At 64.3% G+C, this 22296-nt stretch carries 22 protein-coding genes and 2 tRNA genes; 15 read left to right on the forward strand and 9 right to left on the reverse strand.

Annotated elements, in window-relative coordinates; translation table 11 throughout:
- Positions 1–27: 27 nt before the first annotated feature.
- On the reverse strand, positions 28–2190 hold the full coding sequence (locus tag NX782_RS06680; RefSeq protein ID WP_258844655.1) for a TonB-dependent receptor plug domain-containing protein: 2163 nt from the start codon (positions 2188–2190) through the stop codon (positions 28–30).
- Between the two features lie 260 nt (positions 2191–2450).
- On the opposite strand from NX782_RS06680, the gene NX782_RS06685 reads away from it, so the two are divergent.
- Complete coding sequence (locus tag NX782_RS06685; protein ID WP_258844656.1) at positions 2451–3095, forward strand: PEP-CTERM sorting domain-containing protein; 645 nt, start codon at positions 2451–2453, stop codon at positions 3093–3095.
- Positions 3096–3160: 65 nt separating this feature from the next.
- Positions 3161–3595 carry a DNA-binding transcriptional response regulator gene (locus NX782_RS06690; protein WP_258844657.1) on the forward strand — a complete coding sequence of 145 codons (435 nt, stop codon included), beginning with the start codon at positions 3161–3163 and terminating at the stop codon, positions 3593–3595.
- Between the two features lie 19 nt (positions 3596–3614).
- On the opposite strand, the gene NX782_RS06695 is transcribed toward NX782_RS06690, so the two are convergent.
- Together NX782_RS06695 and NX782_RS06700 are read right to left on the reverse strand one after the other, a co-directional pair.
- Positions 3615–6179 (reverse strand): family 20 glycosylhydrolase, encoded by a 2565-nt coding sequence (locus tag NX782_RS06695; RefSeq protein ID WP_258844658.1) that lies wholly within the window; start codon positions 6177–6179, stop codon positions 3615–3617.
- 13 nt (positions 6180–6192) lie between these two features.
- Positions 6193–7497 (reverse strand): sugar MFS transporter, encoded by a 1305-nt coding sequence (locus NX782_RS06700; RefSeq protein ID WP_258844659.1) that lies wholly within the window; start codon positions 7495–7497, stop codon positions 6193–6195.
- 211 nt (positions 7498–7708) lie between these two features.
- On the opposite strand from NX782_RS06700, the gene NX782_RS06705 reads away from it, so the two are divergent.
- Genes NX782_RS06705 through NX782_RS06715 form a run of 3 tightly spaced genes read left to right on the forward strand, consistent with a single transcriptional unit; the run spans position 7709 to position 9062 of the window.
- Positions 7709–8200, forward strand: coding sequence for an Hcp family type VI secretion system effector (locus NX782_RS06705; RefSeq protein ID WP_258844660.1), 492 nt, complete (start codon positions 7709–7711; stop codon positions 8198–8200).
- Between the two features lie 12 nt (positions 8201–8212).
- Positions 8213–8683, forward strand: coding sequence for a hypothetical protein (locus NX782_RS06710; protein ID WP_258844661.1), 471 nt, complete (start codon positions 8213–8215; stop codon positions 8681–8683).
- Between the two features lies 1 nt (position 8684).
- Positions 8685–9062, forward strand: a complete 378-nt coding sequence (locus NX782_RS06715) for a hypothetical protein (RefSeq protein ID WP_258844662.1) — start codon at positions 8685–8687, stop codon at positions 9060–9062.
- A 77-nt stretch (positions 9063–9139) separates the two neighbouring features.
- Here the strand turns inward: NX782_RS06715 and NX782_RS06720 are convergent.
- Positions 9140–9230, reverse strand: a tRNA-Ser gene (locus NX782_RS06720).
- 69 nt (positions 9231–9299) lie between these two features.
- Positions 9300–9623 carry a helix-turn-helix domain-containing protein gene (locus NX782_RS06725; protein WP_258844663.1) on the reverse strand — a complete coding sequence of 108 codons (324 nt, stop codon included), beginning with the start codon at positions 9621–9623 and terminating at the stop codon, positions 9300–9302.
- An 84-nt stretch (positions 9624–9707) separates the two neighbouring features.
- Between NX782_RS06725 and NX782_RS06730 the strand changes: the two genes are divergently transcribed.
- Positions 9708–10073, forward strand: a complete 366-nt coding sequence (locus NX782_RS06730) for a VOC family protein (RefSeq protein WP_258844664.1) — start codon at positions 9708–9710, stop codon at positions 10071–10073.
- A gap of 127 nt (positions 10074–10200) precedes the next feature.
- A complete protein-coding gene (locus NX782_RS06735) occupies positions 10201–12921 on the forward strand; it encodes a polysaccharide deacetylase family protein (RefSeq protein ID WP_258844665.1) in 2721 nt (906 codons plus the stop codon).
- Here the strand turns inward: NX782_RS06735 and NX782_RS06740 are convergent.
- Both NX782_RS06740 and NX782_RS06745 read right to left on the reverse strand, forming a co-directional pair.
- Positions 12916–13851, reverse strand: coding sequence for a lipase secretion chaperone (locus NX782_RS06740; RefSeq protein WP_258844666.1), 936 nt, complete (start codon positions 13849–13851; stop codon positions 12916–12918). The genes NX782_RS06735 and NX782_RS06740 overlap by 6 nt on opposite strands.
- Positions 13848–14780, reverse strand: coding sequence for a lipase family alpha/beta hydrolase (locus NX782_RS06745; protein ID WP_258844667.1), 933 nt, complete (start codon positions 14778–14780; stop codon positions 13848–13850). The genes NX782_RS06740 and NX782_RS06745 overlap by 4 nt, the downstream gene beginning before the upstream one ends.
- 163 nt (positions 14781–14943) lie before the next feature.
- On the opposite strand from NX782_RS06745, the gene NX782_RS06750 reads away from it, so the two are divergent.
- On the forward strand, positions 14944–15270 hold the full coding sequence (locus NX782_RS06750) for a KTSC domain-containing protein (RefSeq protein ID WP_258844668.1): 327 nt from the start codon (positions 14944–14946) through the stop codon (positions 15268–15270).
- 147 nt (positions 15271–15417) lie between these two features.
- Here NX782_RS06750 and acs read toward each other — a convergent pair whose 3' ends face one another.
- Positions 15418–17412 (reverse strand): acetate--CoA ligase, encoded by a 1995-nt coding sequence (gene acs, locus NX782_RS06755; protein WP_258844669.1) that lies wholly within the window; start codon positions 17410–17412, stop codon positions 15418–15420.
- Positions 17413–17652: 240 nt separating this feature from the next.
- Between acs and NX782_RS06760 the strand changes: the two genes are divergently transcribed.
- The 7 genes from NX782_RS06760 (at position 17653) to NX782_RS26580 (ending at position 21810) form a co-directional block, all read left to right on the forward strand.
- Positions 17653–18204, forward strand: coding sequence for a YqhA family protein (locus NX782_RS06760; protein ID WP_258844670.1), 552 nt, complete (start codon positions 17653–17655; stop codon positions 18202–18204).
- A gap of 16 nt (positions 18205–18220) precedes the next feature.
- Positions 18221–19756, forward strand: a complete 1536-nt coding sequence (locus NX782_RS06765; RefSeq protein WP_258844671.1) for a fumarate hydratase — start codon at positions 18221–18223, stop codon at positions 19754–19756.
- 86 nt (positions 19757–19842) lie between these two features.
- Positions 19843–20706, forward strand: coding sequence for a glutamate racemase (murI, locus tag NX782_RS06770; protein ID WP_258844672.1), 864 nt, complete (start codon positions 19843–19845; stop codon positions 20704–20706).
- 74 nt (positions 20707–20780) lie between these two features.
- Positions 20781–20856 (forward strand) — tRNA-His (locus tag NX782_RS06775).
- A 152-nt stretch (positions 20857–21008) separates the two neighbouring features.
- Positions 21009–21371 (forward strand): Rap1a/Tai family immunity protein, encoded by a 363-nt coding sequence (locus NX782_RS06780; protein ID WP_258844673.1) that lies wholly within the window; start codon positions 21009–21011, stop codon positions 21369–21371.
- Positions 21368–21538, forward strand: a complete 171-nt coding sequence (locus NX782_RS06785) for a type VI secretion system amidase effector protein Tae4 (protein ID WP_258844674.1) — start codon at positions 21368–21370, stop codon at positions 21536–21538. The genes NX782_RS06780 and NX782_RS06785 overlap by 4 nt, the downstream gene beginning before the upstream one ends.
- The gene (locus tag NX782_RS26580; RefSeq protein ID WP_502572700.1) at positions 21484–21810 is read left to right on the forward strand and encodes a T6SS effector amidase Tae4 family protein; all 327 of its coding nucleotides are present in this window, start codon (positions 21484–21486) and stop codon (positions 21808–21810) included. The genes NX782_RS06785 and NX782_RS26580 overlap by 55 nt, the downstream gene beginning before the upstream one ends.
- Before the next feature lie 10 nt (positions 21811–21820).
- Here NX782_RS26580 and NX782_RS06790 read toward each other — a convergent pair whose 3' ends face one another.
- Positions 21821–22231 carry a hypothetical protein gene (locus NX782_RS06790; RefSeq protein ID WP_258844675.1) on the reverse strand — a complete coding sequence of 137 codons (411 nt, stop codon included), beginning with the start codon at positions 22229–22231 and terminating at the stop codon, positions 21821–21823.
- Positions 22232–22296: the final 65 nt, after the last annotated feature.

Below are 22296 nucleotides of genomic sequence, written 5' to 3' on the forward strand. Positions count from 1 at the left end.
CTGAGCTGAACCAGGCGGTGCGCGGGCTCAGAACTTCGTCTCGAGCATCGCCCGCAGCTGCAGGAAGGTCGGCGTGAAGGTGGTGTCGGTCAGGCGGCTACCGTCCGCGCTCACGTAGCTGGACGCGCTCACGTTATCCTGGCGCAGGGTGTTCGCCAGCGACATCCGCAGCTGCGCCCTGGGCGTGAATTTCCAGGTGCCGTACAGGTCCAGCCCGCGCTTCACGCCGGTATAGGCGTACTGGTTTTGCGCGATGCGCACCGGGCCGCCGTTCTGGAAGCTCAGGCTGCCGCCGAAGGTGGCCGGCAGGCCGTCGAAGCGGTAGTCGAAGCCGAAGGTGCCGGAGAGTGGCGTCTGCTGGTCCAGGCGATTGTTCGGGCCCGGCACCATGGACAGGCTCGACCAGCTGCGCGTGAGATTCGCGCGCAGGTCCAGCGCCGGCCAGCCGGGGAACATCTGGCGCAGCGGCAGCTTGGCTTCCAGTTCGATGCCGCGGGTGTTGGCGGCGCCATCGTTCACCGGCATGGCCACCCACAGGCCGTCGACCAAGAACACGCGCGAATGCGTGATGTCGTCGATGTGGCGGATGTAGGTGCTGGCGCTCAGCAGGCCGCCGCCCTGCAGGTAGTGTTCATACGCCAGGTCCAGGCCCCAGGCCAGTTCCGGCTTGAGGTTCGGGTTGCCCATGGTGTCCGGCGTGGTCGGGCTGTTGTTCGAGGCGATGCCGCGGCGCGGCACCAGGCTGGCCACGTTGGGCGCCTTGTAGGTGCGGGTGATGCCGCCGCGGATCTGGTCGTTCTTCGAACCCGGGATCTTGTACAGGGTCTGGAACAGCGGGCTGAAGACGCTGGACTTGTTGTCGATCGCCGCGTAGCTGTTGCCTTCGCTGCGGATCCGGATGCCTTCCCAGCGCAGGCCGAAGTACACCGACCATTGCTTGGTCACGCTCCACTCGTCCTGGGCGAACAGGGCCACGCGGCGCACGGTGGCGTCGAAGCTTTCGTCGCGGTTGGCGATGGGCGCGCCGACCGTGCTGGTCTCGCGCTGCAGCCGAGTCTCGTCGTGCAGGCTGTAGGCACCATCCCAGCCGAGCGCGATCGCATGGCCATCGCCGATCGGGCGCGCGTACTTGCCGGTGGTGCTCCAGCCCTTGTCGCTGAAGTCGCTGGCGATGTCGCGGTCCAGCGCCAGCACCTCGTTGGCGTCATACTGCTGCTGCCCCAGGCCGCTGTCGCGATGCGCATAGTTGAGGCCGAACTTGGCGTCGATCTTCGCGCCCTGCTCCAGGCGCTTGGTCCACGACAGGTCGCTGCGCAGCATCTCCATCTTGTTTTCCGCATCGGTGGCGGTGGCGACGTAGCGCGGCGGCGCGCCCAGCACGGTCGTCACGGTCTCGGGCGCGTCGCCACGCGAGCGGGCGATGTTGATGAAGTTCTGCGAGGTGATCACTTCGCCGGCGCCGAGGTTCCAGTTGATGCGCGGCGACAGGCCGATGGCCAGCAGGCGCCCGCGGTTGCCATCCTCGGCCACGCGGCGCAGGACTTCGCGCCCGGCAGCGTCATGGCCTTCGGTGACGACGGTCGACGGACGGTCCTGGCGGCCGTACAGCAGGTTGCCGCTCATCGCGTACGACATCTTGCCGCTCTTGTCCGACAGCTGGAAGGTCGAGACCGCGCCGTATGCGCCGTTCTCCACCTGCACACCGGTCTTCAGTTCGCGCTGCGCATTCTGTACCTGGCGTTTGAGGACGATGTTGATGCCGCCGGCGATCGCCTGGGTACTGTATTCGGCGGTGGCGGCGCGCATGATCTCGATGCGCTCGACCATCTCCGGCGACACCTGGTCCAGCGAGAAGCCCGGCGGCGCCGGTTCGCCGTTCAGCAGGATCTGCGTGTAGCCGCTACCGAGGCCGCGCATGCGGACATCGCCGCCACGCCCCTGCACGCCGCCCACGGTAATGCCCGGCAGGCGCTTGAGCACCTCGCCCAAGGTGGTATCGCCGTGACGCAGGATCTCTTCCTGGTTGACGACGATCTTGGTGGCGGTGTCGTCGCGGCGGGCGTCGTAGGCGGCGGCCTGGCCTTTCACTTCGACTTTCTGCACCTCGTTGGCATAGGCACTGAACATGCCGAAGATGGCGGGCGAGGCGGCGAGCAGGCGGACCAGGGTGTGGGTGTTTTTCCGTGACATGGGTTCTGGTGAGGCGATGAGCGTTGATCGAGGCCGCATCATGCCCCGCGCTCATCGCTGCAGACGGACCCATGCGACGACGTGTCGAAAATCCGGCGCGAAATGCCGGATAGCGCTATGTACGCTAGAGCACTGTCGGTCTGCTTTACAGATTTGTGACTGCCAGGCACAAATGATTGTTAATTCCGTTTACAAATCAAGGAGATAAAGTTGCAGGCGCAGAACTTGCTTGTTAAACGGAATCTTTTTGGGAGACACATATGTTCCGCAAGATTCTCTGCCTGGCCGCCACCGCCCTCCTCACCCAGGCCGCTTCGGCCAACGTCGTCTACACCTGGCAGCAGGTGGAACATTCGGATGCCATGCCCGATGGGCTGCACTTGGAGCTCACCTTCACCGATGCCGCCGTCGCCGCGAAGACGCTCACACTGGACCTCGAAAACCGCTGCATGTACGGCGATTGCGAAGAGCAGCAGGACAGCCTGGTATCGCTGCGCTACTGGTATGCCGGCGCCGACGGCAGCCAGCAATGGAACCTGATCGACTATCGCTACCGCGACGAGACGCTGTGGGGCCTGCAGCGCCTGTCGTTGGACCTGCAATTCGAGCCGGACGGCTACCTGAGCGGCTCGATCATGGCGAATGACGGCGCGTCGGACTTCACGATGCAAAGCGACGGCAATATCTTCAGCATGCTGTGGGCCCACAGCGACCAGCCTGCAGCCTGCGGCAACCCCGCTCTCGCCTGCACCGGCGAACGCGGCCTTCTGCGCAGCAGCGTGCCGGGCACGATGCACCCGCAGGAGCAGCCGCTGCCCGAGCCCGGCAGCCTGGCCATCCTGGCAGCGGGCGGACTGGCCGGCTGGCTCGCGCGGCGCCGGAGCAAGGCCGTACGGATGAGATAAATTGTTACAACTTGGCGATTGAACTCGCGTGAAGCGTCGTCATCCCTCTACCAGGAGGATAGACGATGAAATGCGCACTGCTTGTCGAACATGACCCGAAGGCCTGCGGCGAGACTGCTGCCCTGCTGAAGTCGCTCGGCTATATCGTGGCGACGACGGACAGCCCGCGCGCCGCGCTGAACACGGCACAAACGGTGCGCTTCAACCTGATTCTCACCTACACCACCTTCAACGCCGACGATCGCCGCTCCTTCCTCGGCGAGATCACCCGCCTGGCACCGCAGGCGCCGGTGGTCCTGCTGCTGGACGACGATACCCAGGTCCCGCACTACCATGCCGGTCGCATCGCGGTGCTCGCCAAACCGGTCACGCTGCGCGGGCTGCGCCGCGTGATCGAATTCGGCATCGACGGCAACGGCGCCATGCCTTCGTATGCGATGCAGCAGGCGCCGGGCGAGGAGCGGCGCGGGCGTAGTCAGCGGCGCACGCGGCCGCGCTGATCGTGCGCTTGCGCCTGCCTTATTCCTTTCCCGTCTTTGCCCTGTCGATGCCGGCCACCAGCCCTCGTCGCCCCTTGCGGTCGAAGGCGGCCACCCTGATCGATCCGGGTTCGGTAATCGGCCCGGTGACCAGTTTGCTGGTGACGGTCGGCTCGCTGCCGTCGCTGGTATAGCGGAGCTGGATGCCGGGCAGGACGTGGTTGACCAGCACCCGGTCGCCATCCAGCATCAGGCCGGGCGGCGCGATGCGATAGGCGACGTCGCCGCGCTCCAGGTCGAGGCGCGGCAACACGCGTTGGCCCAGCGCGTTCACGAAGCCCGACCAGGCCGTGCGGCGGAGTGCGGCGGCCCTGGCGGCGTCCGGTTCGGTGGCCCAGACAGGGTCCGGCGCCCAGGCCCGCTCCGCCACCGCCAGCAGACGCGGCATGAGCATGTAATCGACGCGGCTGGCGTCCAGCACGGTCTCGGTGAACAGCGTCGCCTCCAGTCCGCGCACGTGGCGCCTGCCGTAGTCGGTCAGGCCGTCCTTGCCGACGCGCCCGGCTTCCGGCAGGTGCTTGAGCATGTCGAAGGGAACGAAGTCGTAGACGGTGTCCAGCTCGACGTAGTCGTTCCAGTTGACGCCCGGCTCCTCCGGATTCGGATTGGCCGCCATGTCCAGGTACATGCTCGAGACCGGCGCCAGCACGATGTCGTAACCGCCGTTGGCCAGGCGGTTGGCGAAGTCCTCGGCGCCGCGCGTGTTGTTCCAGACCCAGGCCGTGAAGCCGCGCGTCGTGAAGCGCGGATTCGGGATCAGGCGGTTGCGGCCGGCCAGTTTCGTCTTGCGCGCCGCCAGCTCTTCCCAGCCCGACGTGGCCAGGCCGTGCCTGCGCAGGATGCCGTCGACGCGCTCGTAAAAATAATCCCACAGGTCGGCGGTGTCTTCCAGCTTCTCCTTCTTCATGCGCGCGAGGCTGGCCGGCGACTGCTCCCATGCGCCGTTGGCCAACTCGTCGCCGCCCATGTGGATGGTCTTTATTGGTACACCGGCATCGCGGTGCATGGCCACGACCTGCCCGACCACACGGTCGATGAAGGTGAAGGTGGAGTCGAGGCCGGGGTTGATGACGTTGTCGGTGAAGTACTGGGCCGAGCGGTAGCGCGAGCGGTCTTCGAGATCGTTCAACAGGTATTTGTCCGCATCCTTGCGCCCCGCCGCCTTCAGGCGCCGGTAGCGCGCCTCCATCGCCTGCACGGCGGCGCGCGCGTGGCCGGGCATCTCGATTTCCGGGATCACCTCGATGTGGCGCGCCTGGGCGTAGCGCAGGATCGCGATGTAGTCGGCGCGTGTGAAATAGCCGCTGCCGGCGGCGTTTTCCGGATCGGGGCCCGAGCCGTAGGCCGGCTGCAGGCGTACGCCCGGACCGGCAGCGTGGCCGCGCACCGCGCCGATGCTTGTGAGTTCCGGCAGCCCGGCGATTTCGAGGCGCCAGCCTTCGTCGTCGGTCAGGTGGAAGTGGAATTTGTTCAGCTTGTAGCGCGCCATCAGGTCGAGCCACTTGAACACCGTCTGCTTGCCGTGGAAGTTGCGGGCGACGTCCAGCTGCAAGCCGCGGTAGCCGAAGCGCGGGGCGTCGACGATGGTGGTCTCCTTCAACGCCAGTTCGTCGGCACCCGGCAGCGGCAGCAGCTCGCGCAGCGTCTGCAGGCCGTGGGCGACGCCGGCGGCGCTGTTACCGACGATGGCGATGCCGCTGTCGGCGCGGACCGTCAGGCGGTAGGCTTCAGGCGAGGTCTGGCCTTCCACGGCGCCGATGCTGAGCTGCAGTTTCGGTCCGTTTGGCGGGAGCGTCTGCGGGAACAGCGAGCGGGCCAATGCGGCTTCGTTTTTCAATGCTGCGGATGCCGTGATGGTCGGCTGGGCCTTGATGGGCAAGCTGCCTTCTTGCTGCTCGATTCGCAGCGGGGTCGGCAGCACAGCCGGCACTTCATTCGGCGGCAGCAGGTCGGCACTGGCGTTACGGCGATAGGTGTCGGCCGGCGTCACCACCGGCTTGGCGCCGCTCGTACCACGGTCCAGCTGTTCCGGACGCGTGACCGGCTGCAGCGCGAAGTCCTTGATGACCACGCCCACGTCCGGCACCGCGTCGTAGACCAGGTAGGGACCGACCGGCGCCTTGGATAGTTTGATGACCAGGCCCGGATAGGTGTAGGCGATGTCCAGCGTCTGGCCCGGCGCCACGCCTTCGAAGCCTGGTCCCGGATGCAGGCGGAACAGGCTGCCCGCGATGTGTTCGAGCACCAGCTTGCTGGGCAGCGGCCCCGGTTCCAGGCGATCCATGCAGTTGAAGTAGAGCGACCAGCCCTGCGCCGGCAAGGGCTGGCTGTCGTGGTTGGTCAGGATCAGGTGGGCCAACGAGCGGCCGTGCGGGGCCTGGGGGCTGAACAGGTTGCGCTCGAGTTCCCAGCGCAGTTGCAGTTTGGCGGCGCTGGCTTGTTGGTGATGGATTGCTTCCTGTTTGGTACTCGTTTGTGCCGCCGTCGGGGCGACCGGCGCGGCCAGCAGGGCCAGCACGCAGCCGGCAAATAAATGGTGACGCAAGCTTTTCTCCCAATCAGCGCCAGCGGCGGATCTTGTGGCCGGCCGCGGCATACCACAGGATCAGCGCATAGCAAGGCAGCAGCAGCCAGTAAGCGCTGCGCGGTGTGACGATGTCGGCCAGGTGACCATACAAGAGCGGCAGCAGCGCCCCACCGGCGATCGCCATCACCAGCACGGCGGACCCGCTGGCGGTATGACGCCCCAGTCCCTGCAAGGCCAGCGGCCAGATGGCCGGCCACACCATCGCATTCGCGAGGCCGAGCAGCGCCAGGCACATCACCGTGTTCGGCACCAGCGGCGCACCGCTCCAGCCCAGCAGCGCCTGCGACAGGCCGTGCTCCGCGGTCGACCCGAGCGCCACGCCGACCGTCAGCACCACGCCGGCAAGCCCTGACAGCACCAGCGCACGCTGCTGCGACATCCAGCGCGGAATCGCCACCACCCCGACCAGGTAGCCGAGCACCATGCAGACCATCGTGTACGAGGTCAGCACCCCGAAGTTGGCGACCTTCAGTTCGTGGCCGTACAGGCCGATGGTGTCGCCGGCGATCACCTCCACGCCGACATAGCAGAACAGCGCCAGCGCGCCCAGCACCAGTTGCGGGAACTGCAGCACCGAGCTCGCATCGACGCGGTCATCGATACCGTCGGTTTCGGGCGGGATCTCGCGCAGCTTCGACACATGGATGAAGGCCATGATCGCGAACAGGACCGCGGCCATGCAGGCATACGGGAACACCAGCCGCTGCGCCAGCACGTCCTGCGAAGCGGTATCGACGTTCTTCAGCATCAGGCTCGCGAAGATGATCGGCACGACGATGCCGGCACCCTTGTTGAAGAGGCCCATGATACTGATGCGCATGGCCGCGCTTTCACGCGGGCCGAGGCAGACGATGTAGGGATTGATGGCGGTCTGCATCAGCGTCATGCCGGTGGCCAGCGTGAACAGCCCGCCCAGGAAGAGTTCGTAGTGCCTGGTCTGCGCGGCGGGGATGAAGAGCAAGGCGCCGACGCCCATGATGCCCAGGCCCAGCGCCATCCCCTTCTTGTAGCCGGTGCGCTTGAGCACCGCCGCCGATGGCAGGGCCATCACGGTGTAAGCGATGTAGAAGGCGAAGGTGACCAGCAGCGCCTGGAAGTTGGTGAGCTGGCAGACGACTTTCAGGAAAGGGATCAGGGAGCCGTTCAGCCAGGTGACGAAGCCGAGGATGAAGAATAGCAGGCCGACGAAGAGCATGCCGGTGAGGATGTCGCGGGTGGTGCTAGGGGTGGTGACGGGGGCGGTGGGCTGCTCTGGGGGGCTTGCGCTGAGGTCCATGCTGCGGCACCTTGGGGGTTGTCGATGTGGCATGGTAGCAATGGCTTTGGTGCAAGTCTAGCGTTGGCGGAATTGAGGGCTTTTGTCTCGTCGTCGCCGCTAAACACGAGGTGATGTAGGGCTGGTTGACTCTGCCCAAATGCCATCGCTCGGCCTGGCGCAACAATGCGCCCTTGGCCCCGCTTACAAGCTCAAGCATGGAGAGAACGACATGGCAATCGACGTGTATCTGCAGATCGACGGCATCAAGGGAGAGTCCCAGGATGACAAACATAAGGATTGGATCGAAATCACTTCGGCCCAATGGGGTGTGATTCAGCCTAAGTCGGCAACGGCATCGACTGCTGGCGGCCATACCGCTGAACGTTGCGAACACCGAAGCGTTACGCTCACTAAATTGGCCGACCTGTCATCGCCGATGCTCATGCAGACGTCTTCGGCAGGCAAGACAATCCCCAAAGCCAGGCTGGAAGTCTTCCGTGCCGATGGACAGGGAGAGCGCATCAAGTACTACGAAGTCGAGATGGAAAATGTACTTATTGCCAGCGTCAACCAGGCAATTCACGAAGGCGGTCCGCTCCAGGATTCCGTTGCCCTGCGCTTTTCCAAGGTCAAATGGAAGTACACGCAGCAGAAAATTGGCGGTGGGGCTGGCGGTAACACGTCTGGCGGCTGGGATCTGGCTGCGAATAAAATTGCCTGACCGGAGTTGACGATGCTTGAAGTCCAACCCAAAGACAGCCGGGGCTACTTCATGTTGCCCCAATCGCCCGAAGGCGCCGGTTATTACGTTTATGGCACGCCGGCCGAGGGCGCCGGTCAGTATGCTCACCCAGCCATGATGAGCATGCTACTTTTCGTGGAAAGGCAGTGGTTGGCGACGGACAACCGGAAGTTTGGCATCGGGAATATCAGCCTGGCTGGAGGTGCCGATTACGCAAAACACCGCTCTCACAAGTCGGGGCTGGAAGTCGATGTACGCCCTGTCCGAAAAGACGGCAAACGGACCCCCGTCTATTGGCAGTGGGCAGATCAGTATGATCAGGCCGCGACTGCAAAGCTCATGGAACTCTTCCGCGCCTATCCCGGCGTCGGCAGAATTTATTTCAATGATCCAGAGCTTCGCCATCTTGCGCTGCCGCTGATCCATCACGATCATCATTTCCATGTTGAGCTGAAGGCCTGAGATGAAAATACTGTCCGGTGTGATCCTCTGTGCGACGGCATTGGTGACCCTTGCGTACGCAGCAAAGCCTTGGGACGGCAGCTACACGGTATTCAAAGGCGAGTATCTGATTTATTCAGGCGATCTGGGTGAGGAGGCTGCGCCGACACCAGCTGACCGTAAAGCGTCGTTTCTGCTGCAAGGGGAAGTGGCCCGAAACCTTTTCGAGTCGATCGGCCCTGACTTGAAGGATGCATGCGGCAGCTCTTCTGGAATGCGTATACGGCAGAAAGGAGATCTCGACTGCACGTATGACAAAAGCTCGAAGTCGTCGCCATATGCGTGTCATTTTGGGATCAATCTTCGTACAGGGAAGAGTATGTATGGGTCGATTTGCTAGACAATTCCAACGTCCAGTGCGATCTTGGACGCAATAAAACAAAAGCCACCCGTAGGTGGCTTTTGTTTTTTTATTCTTGGCGGAGAGAGGGGGATTCGAACCCCCGATAGGCTATGAACCTATACACGCTTTCCAGGCGTGCGACTTAAACCACTCATCCATCTCTCCTGATGGGTTTTCGCATGGTTGCGAAGCCGCCTATTATAACAAGGATTCCCAGCAGCACAATAGTAACTGTCACGCAGCGTCCAAACGCCGACGCCACGGCCTCAGCACCTGCCGCACCGGGTTCACCTGCGTTCCCAGCTCCTCCGCCCCGATCAGCCCACGCCGCTTCAGATGCCGCAGCGCCACCTGCACCGCCGACTTCGACAAGCCGGTCTTCACCGCAATCGTCTGCAGGCTGGCCGGCACCTGGTCGCGTCCCAGCGCCTGCGCGCTGTGCAGCAGGAACAGGTAGACGACAAACGCCGCCGGACGGCGGTCGTGCCCGACGAGATCGGGCATCAGGACATCGAACACATAGGCATCGACCAAAGATTGCCGCGCAAGGGTAGTCATGAATACTATAGTCGTTAAAAGCACACGGCGGGAGATGGTGCCACGATAATGCCACCCACTACAAGTACGACAGGACCACCACCCATGATCACCCAACTCAAGTTCGTCAGCATCCCCGTCTCCGACCAGGACCGCGCCCTCGCCTTCTACACCGACAAGCTCGGCTTCGAGATCTCCACCGACCAGCCGATGGGCCCGGGCAAGCGCTGGATCGAACTGCGCGTGGCGCGCTCGAGCACGCGCGTCGTTCTGTTCACGCCGGACGGCCAGGAAGACCGCATCGGCAGCTTCTTCAACGGTTCCTTCGCCTGCGACAACGTCGAGGCGACCTACCGCCAGCTCAGCGCGCGCGGCGTCGAGTTCATCGAGGCGCCGACCGTGCAGCCTTGGGGTTCCTTTGCCAAGTTCAAGGATCCGGATGGGAACACGTTTGTGCTGTCGTCGTCGTAAGACGGATACGAACTTGGGTTCCCGCCTTCGCGGGAACGACGTGTAAGGGCAGCACTTGCGCATTTCCCTGTTCCAGATCACACGACTGGTGATATTGTTGCCGAGTTAAAACTTTTGTCACCCGGCCGTGAAACGCAAAGCCTTCTATCTCGTCATCTTCGCCGTCGCCGCTGCCGGCGCCGGCTCCGGTACCTGGATCGCTTCCCGCAAGCCAGCCGGCTCGACGCCAACGCCGCAAGCCGCCGGCCCGGCCATGAACGTCAGCAGCATCACCGCCGACATGGCCCGCATGCTGGATGCCTACCGCAAGATGATCGTGCTGACGCTCGACGACGACAAGCTGTCCGACGCCGCAAGAAGCCAGACGCATGCGGTCGGCCAGCAGCTCTTCCACGAGAACCAGGAACGCATCGCCCGGGTCGACGAGGCGCTGACCAAGCTGCTGGCCTCCGGCGATCCGCGTCGCTTCGATGCGGTCGGCAGCCTGCTCGATGTCGTCGAATCAGGCGAGGGTCTATACGACGCCGACCGCCTCGCCTACCGCGAGACGATGCAATCGCTGCTCGGCCTGGTGGCCAGGGATTCGTCGCTGCCGGCCATCAAACTGCACAAGCGCGTGTCCGAAGACCTCGATGCACTGGCCGAGATCGAGCGCAATTACGAGAAGGAGATCCGCGCGGTATTCGGGCGCTTCGAGTCGCGCTCGATCGCCCTCAAGCGCGAGAAGTGGGACAGCTACACGACCTACCTGAAGACGCTCTACCAGCGCGAGCGCATCCTGAAGGATTACGGCGTGGTCCTGCCCTACCCGTCGAAGCCCGAGCCGACGGAGCCGCCGCCCCAGGCCCAGCAGCCGCAAAAGGACGAAGCCGAAATCTTCGGCAAGGCGCTGCCGAAGAAGACCATCGTCCTGACCTTCGACGATGGCCCGCACCGCCGCTACAGCGAGGAGATCGCGGCCATCCTCAAGCAGTACAACGCGCCGGCCGTGTTCTTCAGTGTCGGCCGCAATATCGGCTCGCTCGATGCGAAGGGCGCGGCCCACCTGGGCGCCGGCGCGGACGTCAGCCGCAAGCTGAAGGCGGCCGGCTATGTGCTGGCGAACCACAGCCTGACGCACGCGCAGCTGTCCAAGCAGAGCGGCGATGGTTTGAAGGCCGAGATCCTCGGCACCGACGCCCTGCTCCGCGCTGTCGATCCAGAGCGCTCCACCCTGTTCCGCTTCCCCTACGGCGCGCGCAACAAGGAAGGCATGCTCATGCTGGCCGATGCGCATCTGAAGTCGGTGATGTGGAATATCGATTCTCTGGACTGGGCCGATCCGGTGCCGTCCTCGATCGCCGACCGCGTGCTGCGCTCGGTGGACAAGGAAGGCCGCGGCATCATCCTCTTCCACGACATCCACGAACGCACCGTGAAGGCGCTGCCGCTGGTGCTGGAGAAGCTGGCGGCCGAGGGCTACCAGTTCGCGGGCTGGGATGGCAGCACGTTCAAGGCGGCCGGCGCTCCGGGGTCCGGTTCGGCGGCCGGCGGCGCCGCGCAATTGCCCATCCAGCGCGCAGCCGCCACCGGTTACGCGAACTCCTGGGCGATCCTGGTCGGCATCGACGATTACAAGAAGTGGCCGCGCCTGCAGTACGCGGTGCGCGATGCCGAGGGCATCGGCCAGGTGCTGGTGCAGAAGTTCGGCTTCGCGCCCGAGCGCGTGATCACGCTGAAGAACGAGCAGGCGACGCGGGCCGGCATCCTCGGCGCCTTCCACGACCTCATGGAACGCGGCAAGAACGCCGGCGGCCTGCAGCCGAACGACCGCGTCTTCATGTTCTTTGCCGGCCACGGCGCCACGCGCAAGCTCAGCTCGGGCCGCGACCTCGGCTACATCGTCCCCTACGATGCCGACCCGGATAACCTGGCCCTTGACGCGATCCCGATGACCGAAATCCAGAACATCGCCGAGAGCCTGCCGGCCAAGCACGAGCTGTTCGTGATGGATGCCTGCTACAGCGGCCTTGGCCTCACGCGCGGCGGCGCCAACGCAGCCTTCCTGCGCGAGAACGGACGCCGCCTGGGCCGCCAGATGCTGACCGCCGGCGGTACCGACCAGCTGGTGTCGGACGGCGGCCCGAACGGCCACTCGGTGTTCACCTGGACCCTGCTGCAAGGCCTGGGCGGCAAGGCCGACCTGAACGGCGACGGCATGATCACGGCGACCGAGCTGGCGGCCTATGTGGCGCCGGCGGTGTCCAGCGTGTCGCAGCAGACGCCGGCCTTCGGCAGCCTGCCGGGCTCGGAAGGCGGTGACTTCGTGTTCGAGCTGCCGGAAGAAACCGAGTTCCTGAATACGAATACGGCCCAGCTGTCGAACGATGCGATCGCACTGAACACCAAGCTGGATGCCAAGGCATCGCAGCCCGCCGCCACCGTGGTGGTGAAGGATCTGCAGGGCGGCACCGCGACGATCACCGCGCCCGCCGCCGTGCCGGTATCGAGCCGCCAACAGGCCCAGCGTGCCAACGACCATGGCCTGCAGCTGTACAAGGAAAAACAGTATGCGCAAGCCGAGGCGCAGTTCACCGAGGCCCTGAAACTGCGACCCAATTTCGCGCTGGCAGCCAACAATCTCGGCTTCGTGTTCTTCAAGCAGGACAAGTATGCCGAGGCCGCGCGCTGGTTCGAGAATGCGATCAAGATGGACCCGTCGCGCGCGATCGCCTACATGAACCTGGGCGATGCTTACGCGCGCGCAGGCCAGGGCGACAAGGCGAAAACGGCCTACAAGACCTACCTGGAGCTGGCGCCGAGCGGCAGCGGCGCGGGGTATGCGAAGCAGCAGCTGGAAAAGCTATAGCTGCCCTGACTCGTACACCGCCAGCCGCCGCTGCTCTTCCTCGCTGAACATCCGGCTGCGCAGCGCCGCCACCGCCGCTTCATCCTGCAAGCCCCGGCGCTGCGCAAGATAGGCGGCGATGCGCTGCTTCCACGCCGCCTCTTCCCGGTCCACCTCCGCCAGCCGCCCGGCCGCATCGGCGCCGAAGGCCTCGGCGCGCAGGCGGAAGATGGCGTCGTCGTCCGCGCCCGCGGCGCGCATCCGTTCGACCTCTTCCTGCATACGCCCGATCTTCAAGGGCGCTTCCCGCGCGGCGCGTTCGGCGGGCGACAGGCTGGCCTCCAGCGCCGCCAGGCGTTCCTGCTTCTGCTGCGGCGTGAGCGTGACGTCTTCGCGGATGCGCAGACGCGCCAGCGCCTCCTGGTTGGCGGCGTCCTCGCGGCCGAAGACGGCGGCGATCTCCTGCCTGCTGAAGAAGCGCGCGCGCAGGGTGGCCAGCGCCGCCAGCCTGCGCTGCAGCGAGGCCGCGTCCATGCCCGCCAGTCCCTGCCTGGCTTCCAGCGCGCCCAGCGCCTGCTTGTAGGCGAAGTAGCGTGCCAGCACCCGCTTGGCGGCAGCGGCGGCGGGCGGTCGCAAGGTCCGGTCCAGCTCGCGCTCGATCTGGGCCCGCACCTGGTCCGGCGACTTTTCGCCGACGGTACTCAGGTAGTAGTCGAACAGGCCGATCAGCTGCTCGTCGACGACCACGCTGTCGTCGGGTGCCACACGCACGGCGCCGTCGGGCCGCGTGCCCTGCAGCGAGGGCGCGAACGCCGCGGCCGTCGATACCGGCGTCGCCGGTACCGGGTCGGCCGGCCCGGCGGGCGGCGACACGGGCCATCCGATGAAGGCGGCAAGCGGCAGCAGCGCCGCCGCCGCCGCGACAAGCAGCCAGCCGCGGCGCAGGTTCACAAGCCCATCTCGCGCAGGCGGTTGGCGTGCTGGCGGTACACCGTCACCGGGTTGGTCTCGAACAGGTTGACCAGCCCCGCCACCTGGTTGATTTCGTCCATGTGGTTCATGCCGTAGTCGTCGCGGATCACGCGCCCGAGGTGGCTGGAGCAGCTGCCCACCAGGCCGTCGTTCTTCTCGCCCTTGAACGCCAGCGACAGCAGCCCGAAAGGCGCGTCGAGCGGATCGAGCACGTTCGTCATCGGCTGGGCGCCGCTCCAGGAGAAGTAGTAGACGCCCTTCACCTGGTAGTCGCCCTCGCCGCAGGCGGTGCGCGGCACGCCTTCCGGATGGGCGGCATTGAACTTGGCGGCGCCGGCGGTGGTCATCGAGCCCAGCGCCGCGGTCGAGACCTGGGTGCTGCGGTCGCCCGACAGGAAGCCGATGGTCTGGCCCACGCCGTTGACGATCGAGGCCAGCACCGATTCCGGGAACGAGCCCGGCGCCACCGAACCGCGGATGATGTCGGCCAGCGGCGCGCCCTTGTTGACGCCGCCCACGCTGGTCGCCGAGGCCACCAGTCCCGGCGCCACCGAGGCCACGTAGCGCACGGTCGGCCCGCCATGGCTATGGCCGATCAGGTTGACCTTTTTCGCGCCGGTGGCGGCCAGCACCTGCTTGACGTAGGCGAGCAGCTGTTCGCCGCGCACCTCGGTGCTGTTGGCGGCCGTCACCTGGGCCACGTAGACCTTGGCGCCGTCGCGCCGCAGGGCATCGGCGATGCCGAACCAGTAATCGTAGGGGCCGATATTGTCCCACCCGAGAAAGCCGTGCACCAGCACGATCGGGTATTTGGTCTGGGTGTAGCCGCTTGCGGCGGATGCGACGGGCAGGTGCAGGAACGACAGGGCGAACAACAGCGTTCCCAGCCATTTGGCGAAGGTCTTCATGGTGTGTCTCCGATAGTTGTCGAGTCTATGTTGGTACGGCTGGGCCAGCGTAGGGTCTCGCGGCCGACTCAACAAGACGCGCACATTTGGCGTGGGTAGCATGGCTTGCCGAAACAGGCGATTGTCCCAATAATCCATGCAGGACCAACAGGAAAGCCACATCATGGACATGAAACGCATCAACGCCGGCAAGCTGCGCGCCATCGGCTACGACCCGAAAGAACGCCTGCTGCGCGTGGAATTCGATGATGGCAGCGCCATCGATTACGCGGGCGTGGGCAGCGAGGTCTGGCGCCGCTTCTCGACCTCGGGCGCGGCCTGGAGTTTTTACCGCGACAATATCGAGGAAGAGTTTGCCGGCAAGCGCGGGCGGGCAGCGGTGGCCAGCCAGCGGGCGGCGCTGGATGCGCTGTTTGGTGGAGGAGAAGCGGAAGTGCCTAAGAAGGCGAATCCGCTCGATGCGCTGTTCAAGGCGCCTGGCGAAGAATAAAAAAACGCCGCACCACTTTCATGGGGCGGCGTAACTCTGCTATCAAGCATGCAGTCATCCCCGCGCAGGCGGGGATCCAAGTTTGCTGGCATTACCGCTATTCACGCAGCACTTGGATTCCCGTCTTCGCGGGAATGACGTCATTGGTTACGCGGACTCTTTGAGCTGATCCAGAATCGCCGGATTCTCCAGCGTCGACACGTCCTGGGTAATCGCCTCGCCCTTGGCCAGCACGCGCAGCAGGCGGCGCATGATCTTGCCGCTTCGCGTCTTCGGCAGGTTGTCGCCGAAGCGGATTTCCTTCGGCTTGGCGATCGGGCCGATCTCCTTGCCGACCCAGTTGCGCAGCTCGGCCGCCAGCTTCTTCGCGTCTTCGCCGGTCGGGCGCGCCTGCTTCAGCACCACGAAGGCGCAGACGGCTTCGCCTGTGGTCTCGTCCGGTTTGCCGACCACTGCGGCTTCCGCCACCACCGGGTGCGCCACCAGCGCCGACTCGATTTCCATCGTGCCCATGCGGTGGCCCGAGACGTTCAGCACGTCGTCGATGCGGCCGGTGATGGTGAAGTAGCCGGTGTCCTTGTTGCGGATCGCGCCGTCGCCGGCCAGGTAGTATTTGCCGCCCAGCTCGTCCGGGTAGTAGGCCGTGCGGAAGCGGTCCGGGTTGTTCCAGATGGTGCGGATCATCGACGGCCACGGACGCTTGACGACCAGGATGCCGCCCTGCCCGTTCGGCACGTCGGCGCCGGCTTCGTCGACGATCGCGGCCATGATGCCCGGCAGCGGCAGCGTGCAGGAGCCCGGCACCATCGGCGTCGCGCCCGGCAGCGGGGTGATCATGTGGCCGCCGGTTTCGGTCTGCCAGAAGGTGTCGACGATCGGGCAGCGTTCCTGGCCGACGTTCTTGTAGTACCACATCCAGGCTTCCGGATTGATCGGCTCGCCAACGGTGCCCAGCAGGCGCAGGCTGGACAGGTCGAAGCTCTTCGGATGCACTTTTTCATCCGCGTTGGAGGCCTTGATCAGCGAGCGGATCGCGGTCGGCGCGGTGTAGAAGATCGAGACCTTGTGCTTGGCGATGGTTTCCCAGAAGCGGCCGGCGTGCGGGAAGGTCGGCACGCCTTCGAACACGATCTGGGTGGCGCCGACGGCGGTCGGGCCGTAGCAGATGTAGGTGTGGCCGGTGACCCAGCCGATGTCGGCCGTGCACCAGTAGACGTCGCTCGGCTTGATGTCGAAGGTCCACTTCATCGTCAGCGCGGCCCACAGCAGGTAGCCGCCGGTGCTGTGCTGGACGCCCTTCGGCGTGCCGGTCGAGCCCGAGGTGTAGAGGATGAACAGCGGGTGCTCGGCATCGACCCATTCCGGCTCGCACTCGGCCGACTGGCCGTCGACGAGGTCGTGCAGCCACAGGTCGCGGCCTTCCTGGAAGGCGATGTTGCCGCCGGTGCGCTTGTAGACGATGACGTCCTTGATCGTGTCGCAGCCGCCCAGCGCCAGCGCTTCGTCGACGATGGATTTCAGCGGCAGCGATTTACCGCCGCGCATCTGCTCGTCCGCGGTGATGATGGCGACGGCGCCGGCGTCGATCACGCGTTCCTGCAGCGATTTCGCCGAGAAGCCGCCGAACACGACCGAGTGGGTCGCGCCGATGCGGGCGCAGGCCTGCATCGCGGCCACGCCTTCGATCGACATCGACATGTAGATGATGACGCGGTCGCCCTTCTTGATGCCGCGGGCTTTCAGGCCATTGGCGAACTTGCAGACGCGCTCGTGCAGCTCGCGGTAGGTGGCGCGGGTCACCTGGCCGTCGTCGGCCTCGAAGATGATCGCGGTTTTATCGGCGTTGCCGTTGGTGAGGTTGCGGTCGAGGCAGTTGTACGAGGCGTTCAGCTGGCCGTCGGCGAACCACTTGTAGAACGGCGCATTCGATTCGTCGAGGGTCTGGGTGAAAGGCTTCTGCCAGTCGATGTTCTCGCGGGCCAGGCGCGCCCAGAAACCTTCGTAGTCGGTCGCGGCTTCCTGGCACAGCTTGTTGTACGCATCCATGCCGGAGATGGTTGCGTTGGCGGCAAATTCAGCGGGCGGCGGGAACACGCGGTTCTCTTGCAGGCCCTGCTGCTGATTGTTTTCGGTCTCAGCCATTCTGGTCTCCTTAGGATAATAGTTTTGCGACATACCATATCGGTGCTCGCTTACTGAGCCCTTACAGGCATCCCGAGATCATTCTACCAACGTTTGCCGAACAACGAAGGGCAAGCCAGCCAGCCGTTCCGGGTGTAGAATGTTGAGCTGTCTTGACCCTGCCCTAGCGGCTTTCCAATACAGATGCTCGATTCACAATCCCCTTCCGCACCACGCAAGCGCAGTGCCCTCGCCAGTTTCATGTTTGCCAGCCGCTGGCTGCAACTCCCTCTCTACCTCGGCCTGATTCTGGCGCAGTGCGTGTACGTGTTCCATTTCTGGGTCGAACTGAAGGATCTGATATTTACTGCGATGGGCAACGAGGCTGCCCTGCAACACATCTTCCAGGCGGTGGCCGTGCCCGGTGCGCCGCTGCCCGACAAGCTGAACGAAACCACCATCATGCTGGTCGTGCTCGGCCTGATCGACGTGGTGATGATTTCGAACCTGCTGATCATGGTGATCGTCGGCGGCTACGAGACCTTCGTCTCACGCATGTATCTGGAAAATCACCCGGACCAGCCGGAATGGCTGTCGCACGTGAACGCCTCCGTGCTGAAGACCAAGCTGGCGATGGCGATCATCGGCATCTCGTCGATCCACCTGCTGAAGACCTTCATCAACGCAGGCTCGTATAACGAGAAGGTCCTGATCGCGCAGACCGGCATCCACATCGCATTCCTGCTGTCGGCCATGGCCATCGCCTACACCGACCGCATCATGTCCAATACCGCAAGCAGCAACAAACACTAACCTGAACGAGAACGAAATGACTGTCATCAAACAGGAAGACCTGATCGAATCCGTCGCCGCCGCACTGCAGTACATCAGCTACTACCACCCGGCCGACTACATCCAGCACCTGGCGCGCGCGTACGAATCCGAGCAGAGCCCGGCCGCCAAGGATGCCATCGCCCAGATCCTGACCAACTCGAAAATGTGCGCCGAAGGCAAGCGCCCGATCTGCCAGGACACCGGCATCGTCAACGTGTTCCTGAAGGTCGGCATGAACGTGCGCTTCGAAGGTTTCGGCAGCGGCAGCATTACCGATGCCGTCAACGAAGGCGTGCGCCGCGCGTACAACTTCCCGGACAACAAGCTGCGCGCCTCGATCGTCGCCGACCCGCACTTCGAACGCAAGAACACCAAGGACAACACCCCTGCCGTCGTGCACATGGAACTGGTGCCGGGCGACACCGTCGACGTCAAGGTCGCAGCCAAGGGCGGCGGCTCGGAAAACAAGACCAAGTTCGTCATGCTGAACCCGTCCGACTCGCTGGTCGACTGGGTCCTGAAGACCGTGCCGCTGATGGGCGCCGGCTGGTGCCCGCCGGGCATGCTGGGCATCGGTATCGGCGGCAGCGCCGAAAAGGCGATGCTGATGGCGAAAGAGTCGCTGATGGAAGACATCGACATGTACGAGCTGAAGCAGCGCGGCCCCTCGACGAAGCTGGAAGAACTGCGTATCGAACTGTGCGACAAGATCAACGCGCTGGGCATCGGCGCCCAGGGCCTGGGCGGTCTGACCACCGTGCTGGACGTGAAGATCAACATGTACCCGACCCACGCGGCATCGAAGCCGGTCGCGATGATCCCGAACTGCGCCGCCACCCGCCACGCCCACTTCGTGCTGGACGGCTCCGGTCCTTCGTACATCGAACCGCCGGCACTGTCGACCTGGCCGGACGTGCAGTGGACCCCGGACACCCAGAAGTCCAAGAGCGTGAACCTGGACACCCTGACCAAGGAAGAAGTCGCGTCCTGGCAGCCGGGCCAGACCCTGCTCCTGAACGGCAAGATGCTGACCGGCCGCGACGCCGCGCACAAGCGCATCCAGGACATGCTGGCACGCGGCGAGAAGCTGCCGGTGGACTTCACCAACCGCGTGATCTACTACGTCGGTCCGGTCGATCCGGTCGGCGATGAAGTGGTCGGCCCGGCAGGCCCGACCACCGCGACCCGCATGGACAAGTTCACCGACATGATGCTCGAGCAGACCGGCCTGATCGCGATGATCGGCAAGGCCGAGCGTGGCCCGGCGGCGATCGAATCGATCAAGAACCACAAGTCGGCCTACCTGATGGCGGTCGGCGGCTCGGCCTACCTGGTGTCGAAGGCGATCAAGTCAGCCAAGGTGCTGGGCTTCGAAGACCTGGGCATGGAAGCGATCTACGAGTTCGAGGTGAAGGACATGCCGGTGACCGTGGCTGTCGATTCCACCGGTACCTCGGTGCACACGACCGGTCCAAAGGAATGGTCGGCGAAGATCGAGTCGCTGAAGGGCATTCCGGTCACGACCGCTTAAGGCGTGATACGGGCCGACGTTCGAACTGCCTCGCCGTTTCGAACGTCGTTCCCGCGAAGGCGGGAACCCAAGTTAGTATTACCCAAATGAGCACCTCCCCTCTCCCTCACGACGCCCCGGTCGGCATCTTCGATTCCGGCGTCGGCGGCCTGTCGGTCCTGCGCCATATCCGCGCCCAGCTGCCGCACGAACACCTGATCTATGTCGCCGACTCCGGCTTCGCCCCCTACGGCGACAAGCCGGAAGACGTGGTCGCCGAACGCTCGCTGACGATCGCCCGCTTCCTCATCGCCCGCGGCGCCAAGGCGCTGGTCGTGGCCTGCAATACGGCCACGGTGGCGGCCGTGAAGCTGCTGCGCGCGCGCTTTCCCGAGATGCCCATCGTCGGCGTCGAGCCGGGCCTGAAACCGGCCGCCGCGACGACGCGCAACGGCAGGGTCGGCGTGCTGGCCACCGAGCGGACGCTGGCTGGTGCGAAATTTTTGAAATTGCGCGACGAGATCGCGGCAAGCACCGGCGCCACCTTCCTGCTGCAGCCCTGCCAGGGCCTGGCCGACCAGATCGAATTCGGCGAACTCGATTCCGCCGCGACCACCGCCATGCTCGAGCGCTACATCGCCCCGCTGCTGGCGCAGGGCGCCGATACCCTGGTTCTGGGCTGCACCCACTATCCGCTGGTGCAGGCCTCGATCGAGCAGGTGATCGCGTCTTGCGGCGCGCGCGGGGTCGTTCTCATCGATACCGGCGATGCGGTGGCACGCCAATTGGGGCGCCTGCTGGAAGCCGGCGGTCTGCTGCGCCATGTCGATGCGCAGGTGCCGGCGCGGCTGGAGGGCTATACGAGCGCCAGCGCGACCGCGCTGTCGGCGGCCTTCAACAGCCTGGTCGGCATCGATCCACCGGTCCAGGAAACCGATTTTGCCGAGCGCAGCACTGTTGGGCACATTTAGATTTGCCAGATCGGGAAGGTGCCGCTATAATCTTGTTCTGTCTCGGCAACAACGAGACAGAAAGCAAGACAGTGGTGGCTGTAGCTCAGTTGGTAGAGTCCAGGATTGTGATTCCTGTTGTCGTGGGTTCGAGTCCCATCAGCCACCCCAAGAATTCAGTAGTAGAAAACGGGTTACAAGCGTTATCGCTGTAACCCGTTTTTGTTTTTGGAAGATGCATTCCGTCGCTGAGTTGACGCTAACCAAGTTGACGTAATCCACGACTGCGACGATTTCTCCCTCACATCACGATGGAGAAACCGATGCAACGATCCCTCCTCCTTGCCTTATTGCTGCCGGCCATATCAAGCGCAGCGCCCTACCCCTACACGATGAGCGGCGACAAGTTCGTCAAGATGATGGGCGCGCTCACGTCCCGGCCGGATGATGGCGATGCCTATATGCAGCGCGAAAAAGCCTACAGCTACCTGGATGGCGTCCGCGATGGCACCGAGGGAACGGTGTGGTGCGATGTCGGTGAATACAAAACGCCCGACATGGCGTACGAAGTGGCAGACAAGATCGCCAAGCTGCCAGCGCCTGAGCGCAAGAAGAATGCATCGCTGCTCATTCGGGAACAGTTGAAGCGCATGTATCCGTGCCACCAGGCTGGGAGCCGGCCATGAAGCCGTCCTTCTCGGCCTTGATGGCTCGTTACCCAAGATCGGAAGTCAGGGCGGTTCTCTACAAACAGATCGGTTGGGACGATGTCATCGATCATCCGGCATTTCAGGATACTTGCGCTATCCGCATGAGCATCGCCCTTCTCGGCGCTGGCGTGCCGGTCCGTTAAAGGGGCGCCGGATCGAGACCGGCCAAGGACGCCTGTCTCATGCGCTCAAAAAACTGTGGGGTCAGCCAGAAGTTTACAAGGACGAAACTGCAGCGAACGAGGGCATCGGCTCGCGCCAGGGCGTGGTGTCGTTCTTCAGGATTCGCATCCTTAGCGTTCCAAGCAATGGCGGACATATCGATCTTGTCTACCCGGCCGGGAATGGCTTTCACAGATGCGCGCGAAGCTGCTACTTCGATTCAGCTGAGGTGTGGTTCTGGCCACTGGACTAGTAGCCATATCTCACCGGCACCGAAACTCCATCGACCCCGGCATCAGCGCATCCCCGCGAATCCGCCGCTTGCCCACGCAACGCGCCGCACTACGCGCATCGAAGCGGACGAAGCGGTTGGTGCCGGTGTACAGGCAATTCACCTGATAGACCATCGCGCGCCGGCCCGCCTTCATGTTCCACGACTGAAACAAGGTGCCGCCGACCTGCCACTCCCGCTCCGGCAGCCCTTCCGCCAGCCCTCGTTCGTCGGCGCGCGTGCTCGGCAGGTAGCTGAGCACGCGCGCCCGGTCCAGTCTGGATTTCGGCAGCTTCCAGTCGGCGGGGGCATTGATGGGACACTCCAGCACGGCCGCCTGGGCCGACCCGGCGATCAGCAGCAACGCCGCCAAGACGAATTTCTTATCAACAATGTAAAGCATGGTGTTATTCCGACAATATGCGGACTTCCCATGCTAGGCAGCCGGCATACGGCAGGCTTGGCCAA

Origin of the sequence: Massilia norwichensis (assembly GCF_024753245.1) — a bacterium.
GTDB lineage: Bacteria > Pseudomonadota > Gammaproteobacteria > Burkholderiales > Burkholderiaceae_D > Telluria > Telluria norwichensis.

Bases quoted from the DNA above. Each gene is read 5' to 3' on its own strand.
- NX782_RS06680 (WP_258844655.1), bottom strand. From the start codon at position 2,190: ATGTCACGGAAAAACACCCACACCCTGGTCCGCCTGCTCGCCGCCTCG.
- NX782_RS06785 (WP_258844674.1), top strand. From the start codon at position 21,368: ATGAAGCCGTCCTTCTCGGCCTTGATGGCTCGTTACCCAAGATCGGAA.
- NX782_RS06750 (WP_258844668.1), top strand. From the start codon at position 14,944: ATGGACATGAAACGCATCAACGCCGGCAAGCTGCGCGCCATCGGCTAC.
- NX782_RS06725 (WP_258844663.1), bottom strand. From the start codon at position 9,623: ATGACTACCCTTGCGCGGCAATCTTTGGTCGATGCCTATGTGTTCGAT.
- NX782_RS06705 (WP_258844660.1), top strand. From the start codon at position 7,709: ATGGCAATCGACGTGTATCTGCAGATCGACGGCATCAAGGGAGAGTCC.
- NX782_RS06700 (WP_258844659.1), bottom strand. From the start codon at position 7,497: ATGGACCTCAGCGCAAGCCCCCCAGAGCAGCCCACCGCCCCCGTCACC.
- NX782_RS06730 (WP_258844664.1), top strand. From the start codon at position 9,708: ATGATCACCCAACTCAAGTTCGTCAGCATCCCCGTCTCCGACCAGGAC.
- NX782_RS06790 (WP_258844675.1), bottom strand. From the start codon at position 22,231: ATGCTTTACATTGTTGATAAGAAATTCGTCTTGGCGGCGTTGCTGCTG.
- NX782_RS06780 (WP_258844673.1), top strand. From the start codon at position 21,009: ATGCAACGATCCCTCCTCCTTGCCTTATTGCTGCCGGCCATATCAAGC.
- NX782_RS06685 (WP_258844656.1), top strand. From the start codon at position 2,451: ATGTTCCGCAAGATTCTCTGCCTGGCCGCCACCGCCCTCCTCACCCAG.
- NX782_RS06765 (WP_258844671.1), top strand. From the start codon at position 18,221: ATGACTGTCATCAAACAGGAAGACCTGATCGAATCCGTCGCCGCCGCA.
- NX782_RS06715 (WP_258844662.1), top strand. From the start codon at position 8,685: ATGAAAATACTGTCCGGTGTGATCCTCTGTGCGACGGCATTGGTGACC.
- NX782_RS06710 (WP_258844661.1), top strand. From the start codon at position 8,213: ATGCTTGAAGTCCAACCCAAAGACAGCCGGGGCTACTTCATGTTGCCC.
- murI (WP_258844672.1), top strand. From the start codon at position 19,843: ATGAGCACCTCCCCTCTCCCTCACGACGCCCCGGTCGGCATCTTCGAT.
- NX782_RS06760 (WP_258844670.1), top strand. From the start codon at position 17,653: ATGTTTGCCAGCCGCTGGCTGCAACTCCCTCTCTACCTCGGCCTGATT.
- NX782_RS06690 (WP_258844657.1), top strand. From the start codon at position 3,161: ATGAAATGCGCACTGCTTGTCGAACATGACCCGAAGGCCTGCGGCGAG.
- acs (WP_258844669.1), bottom strand. From the start codon at position 17,412: ATGGCTGAGACCGAAAACAATCAGCAGCAGGGCCTGCAAGAGAACCGC.
- NX782_RS06745 (WP_258844667.1), bottom strand. From the start codon at position 14,780: ATGAAGACCTTCGCCAAATGGCTGGGAACGCTGTTGTTCGCCCTGTCG.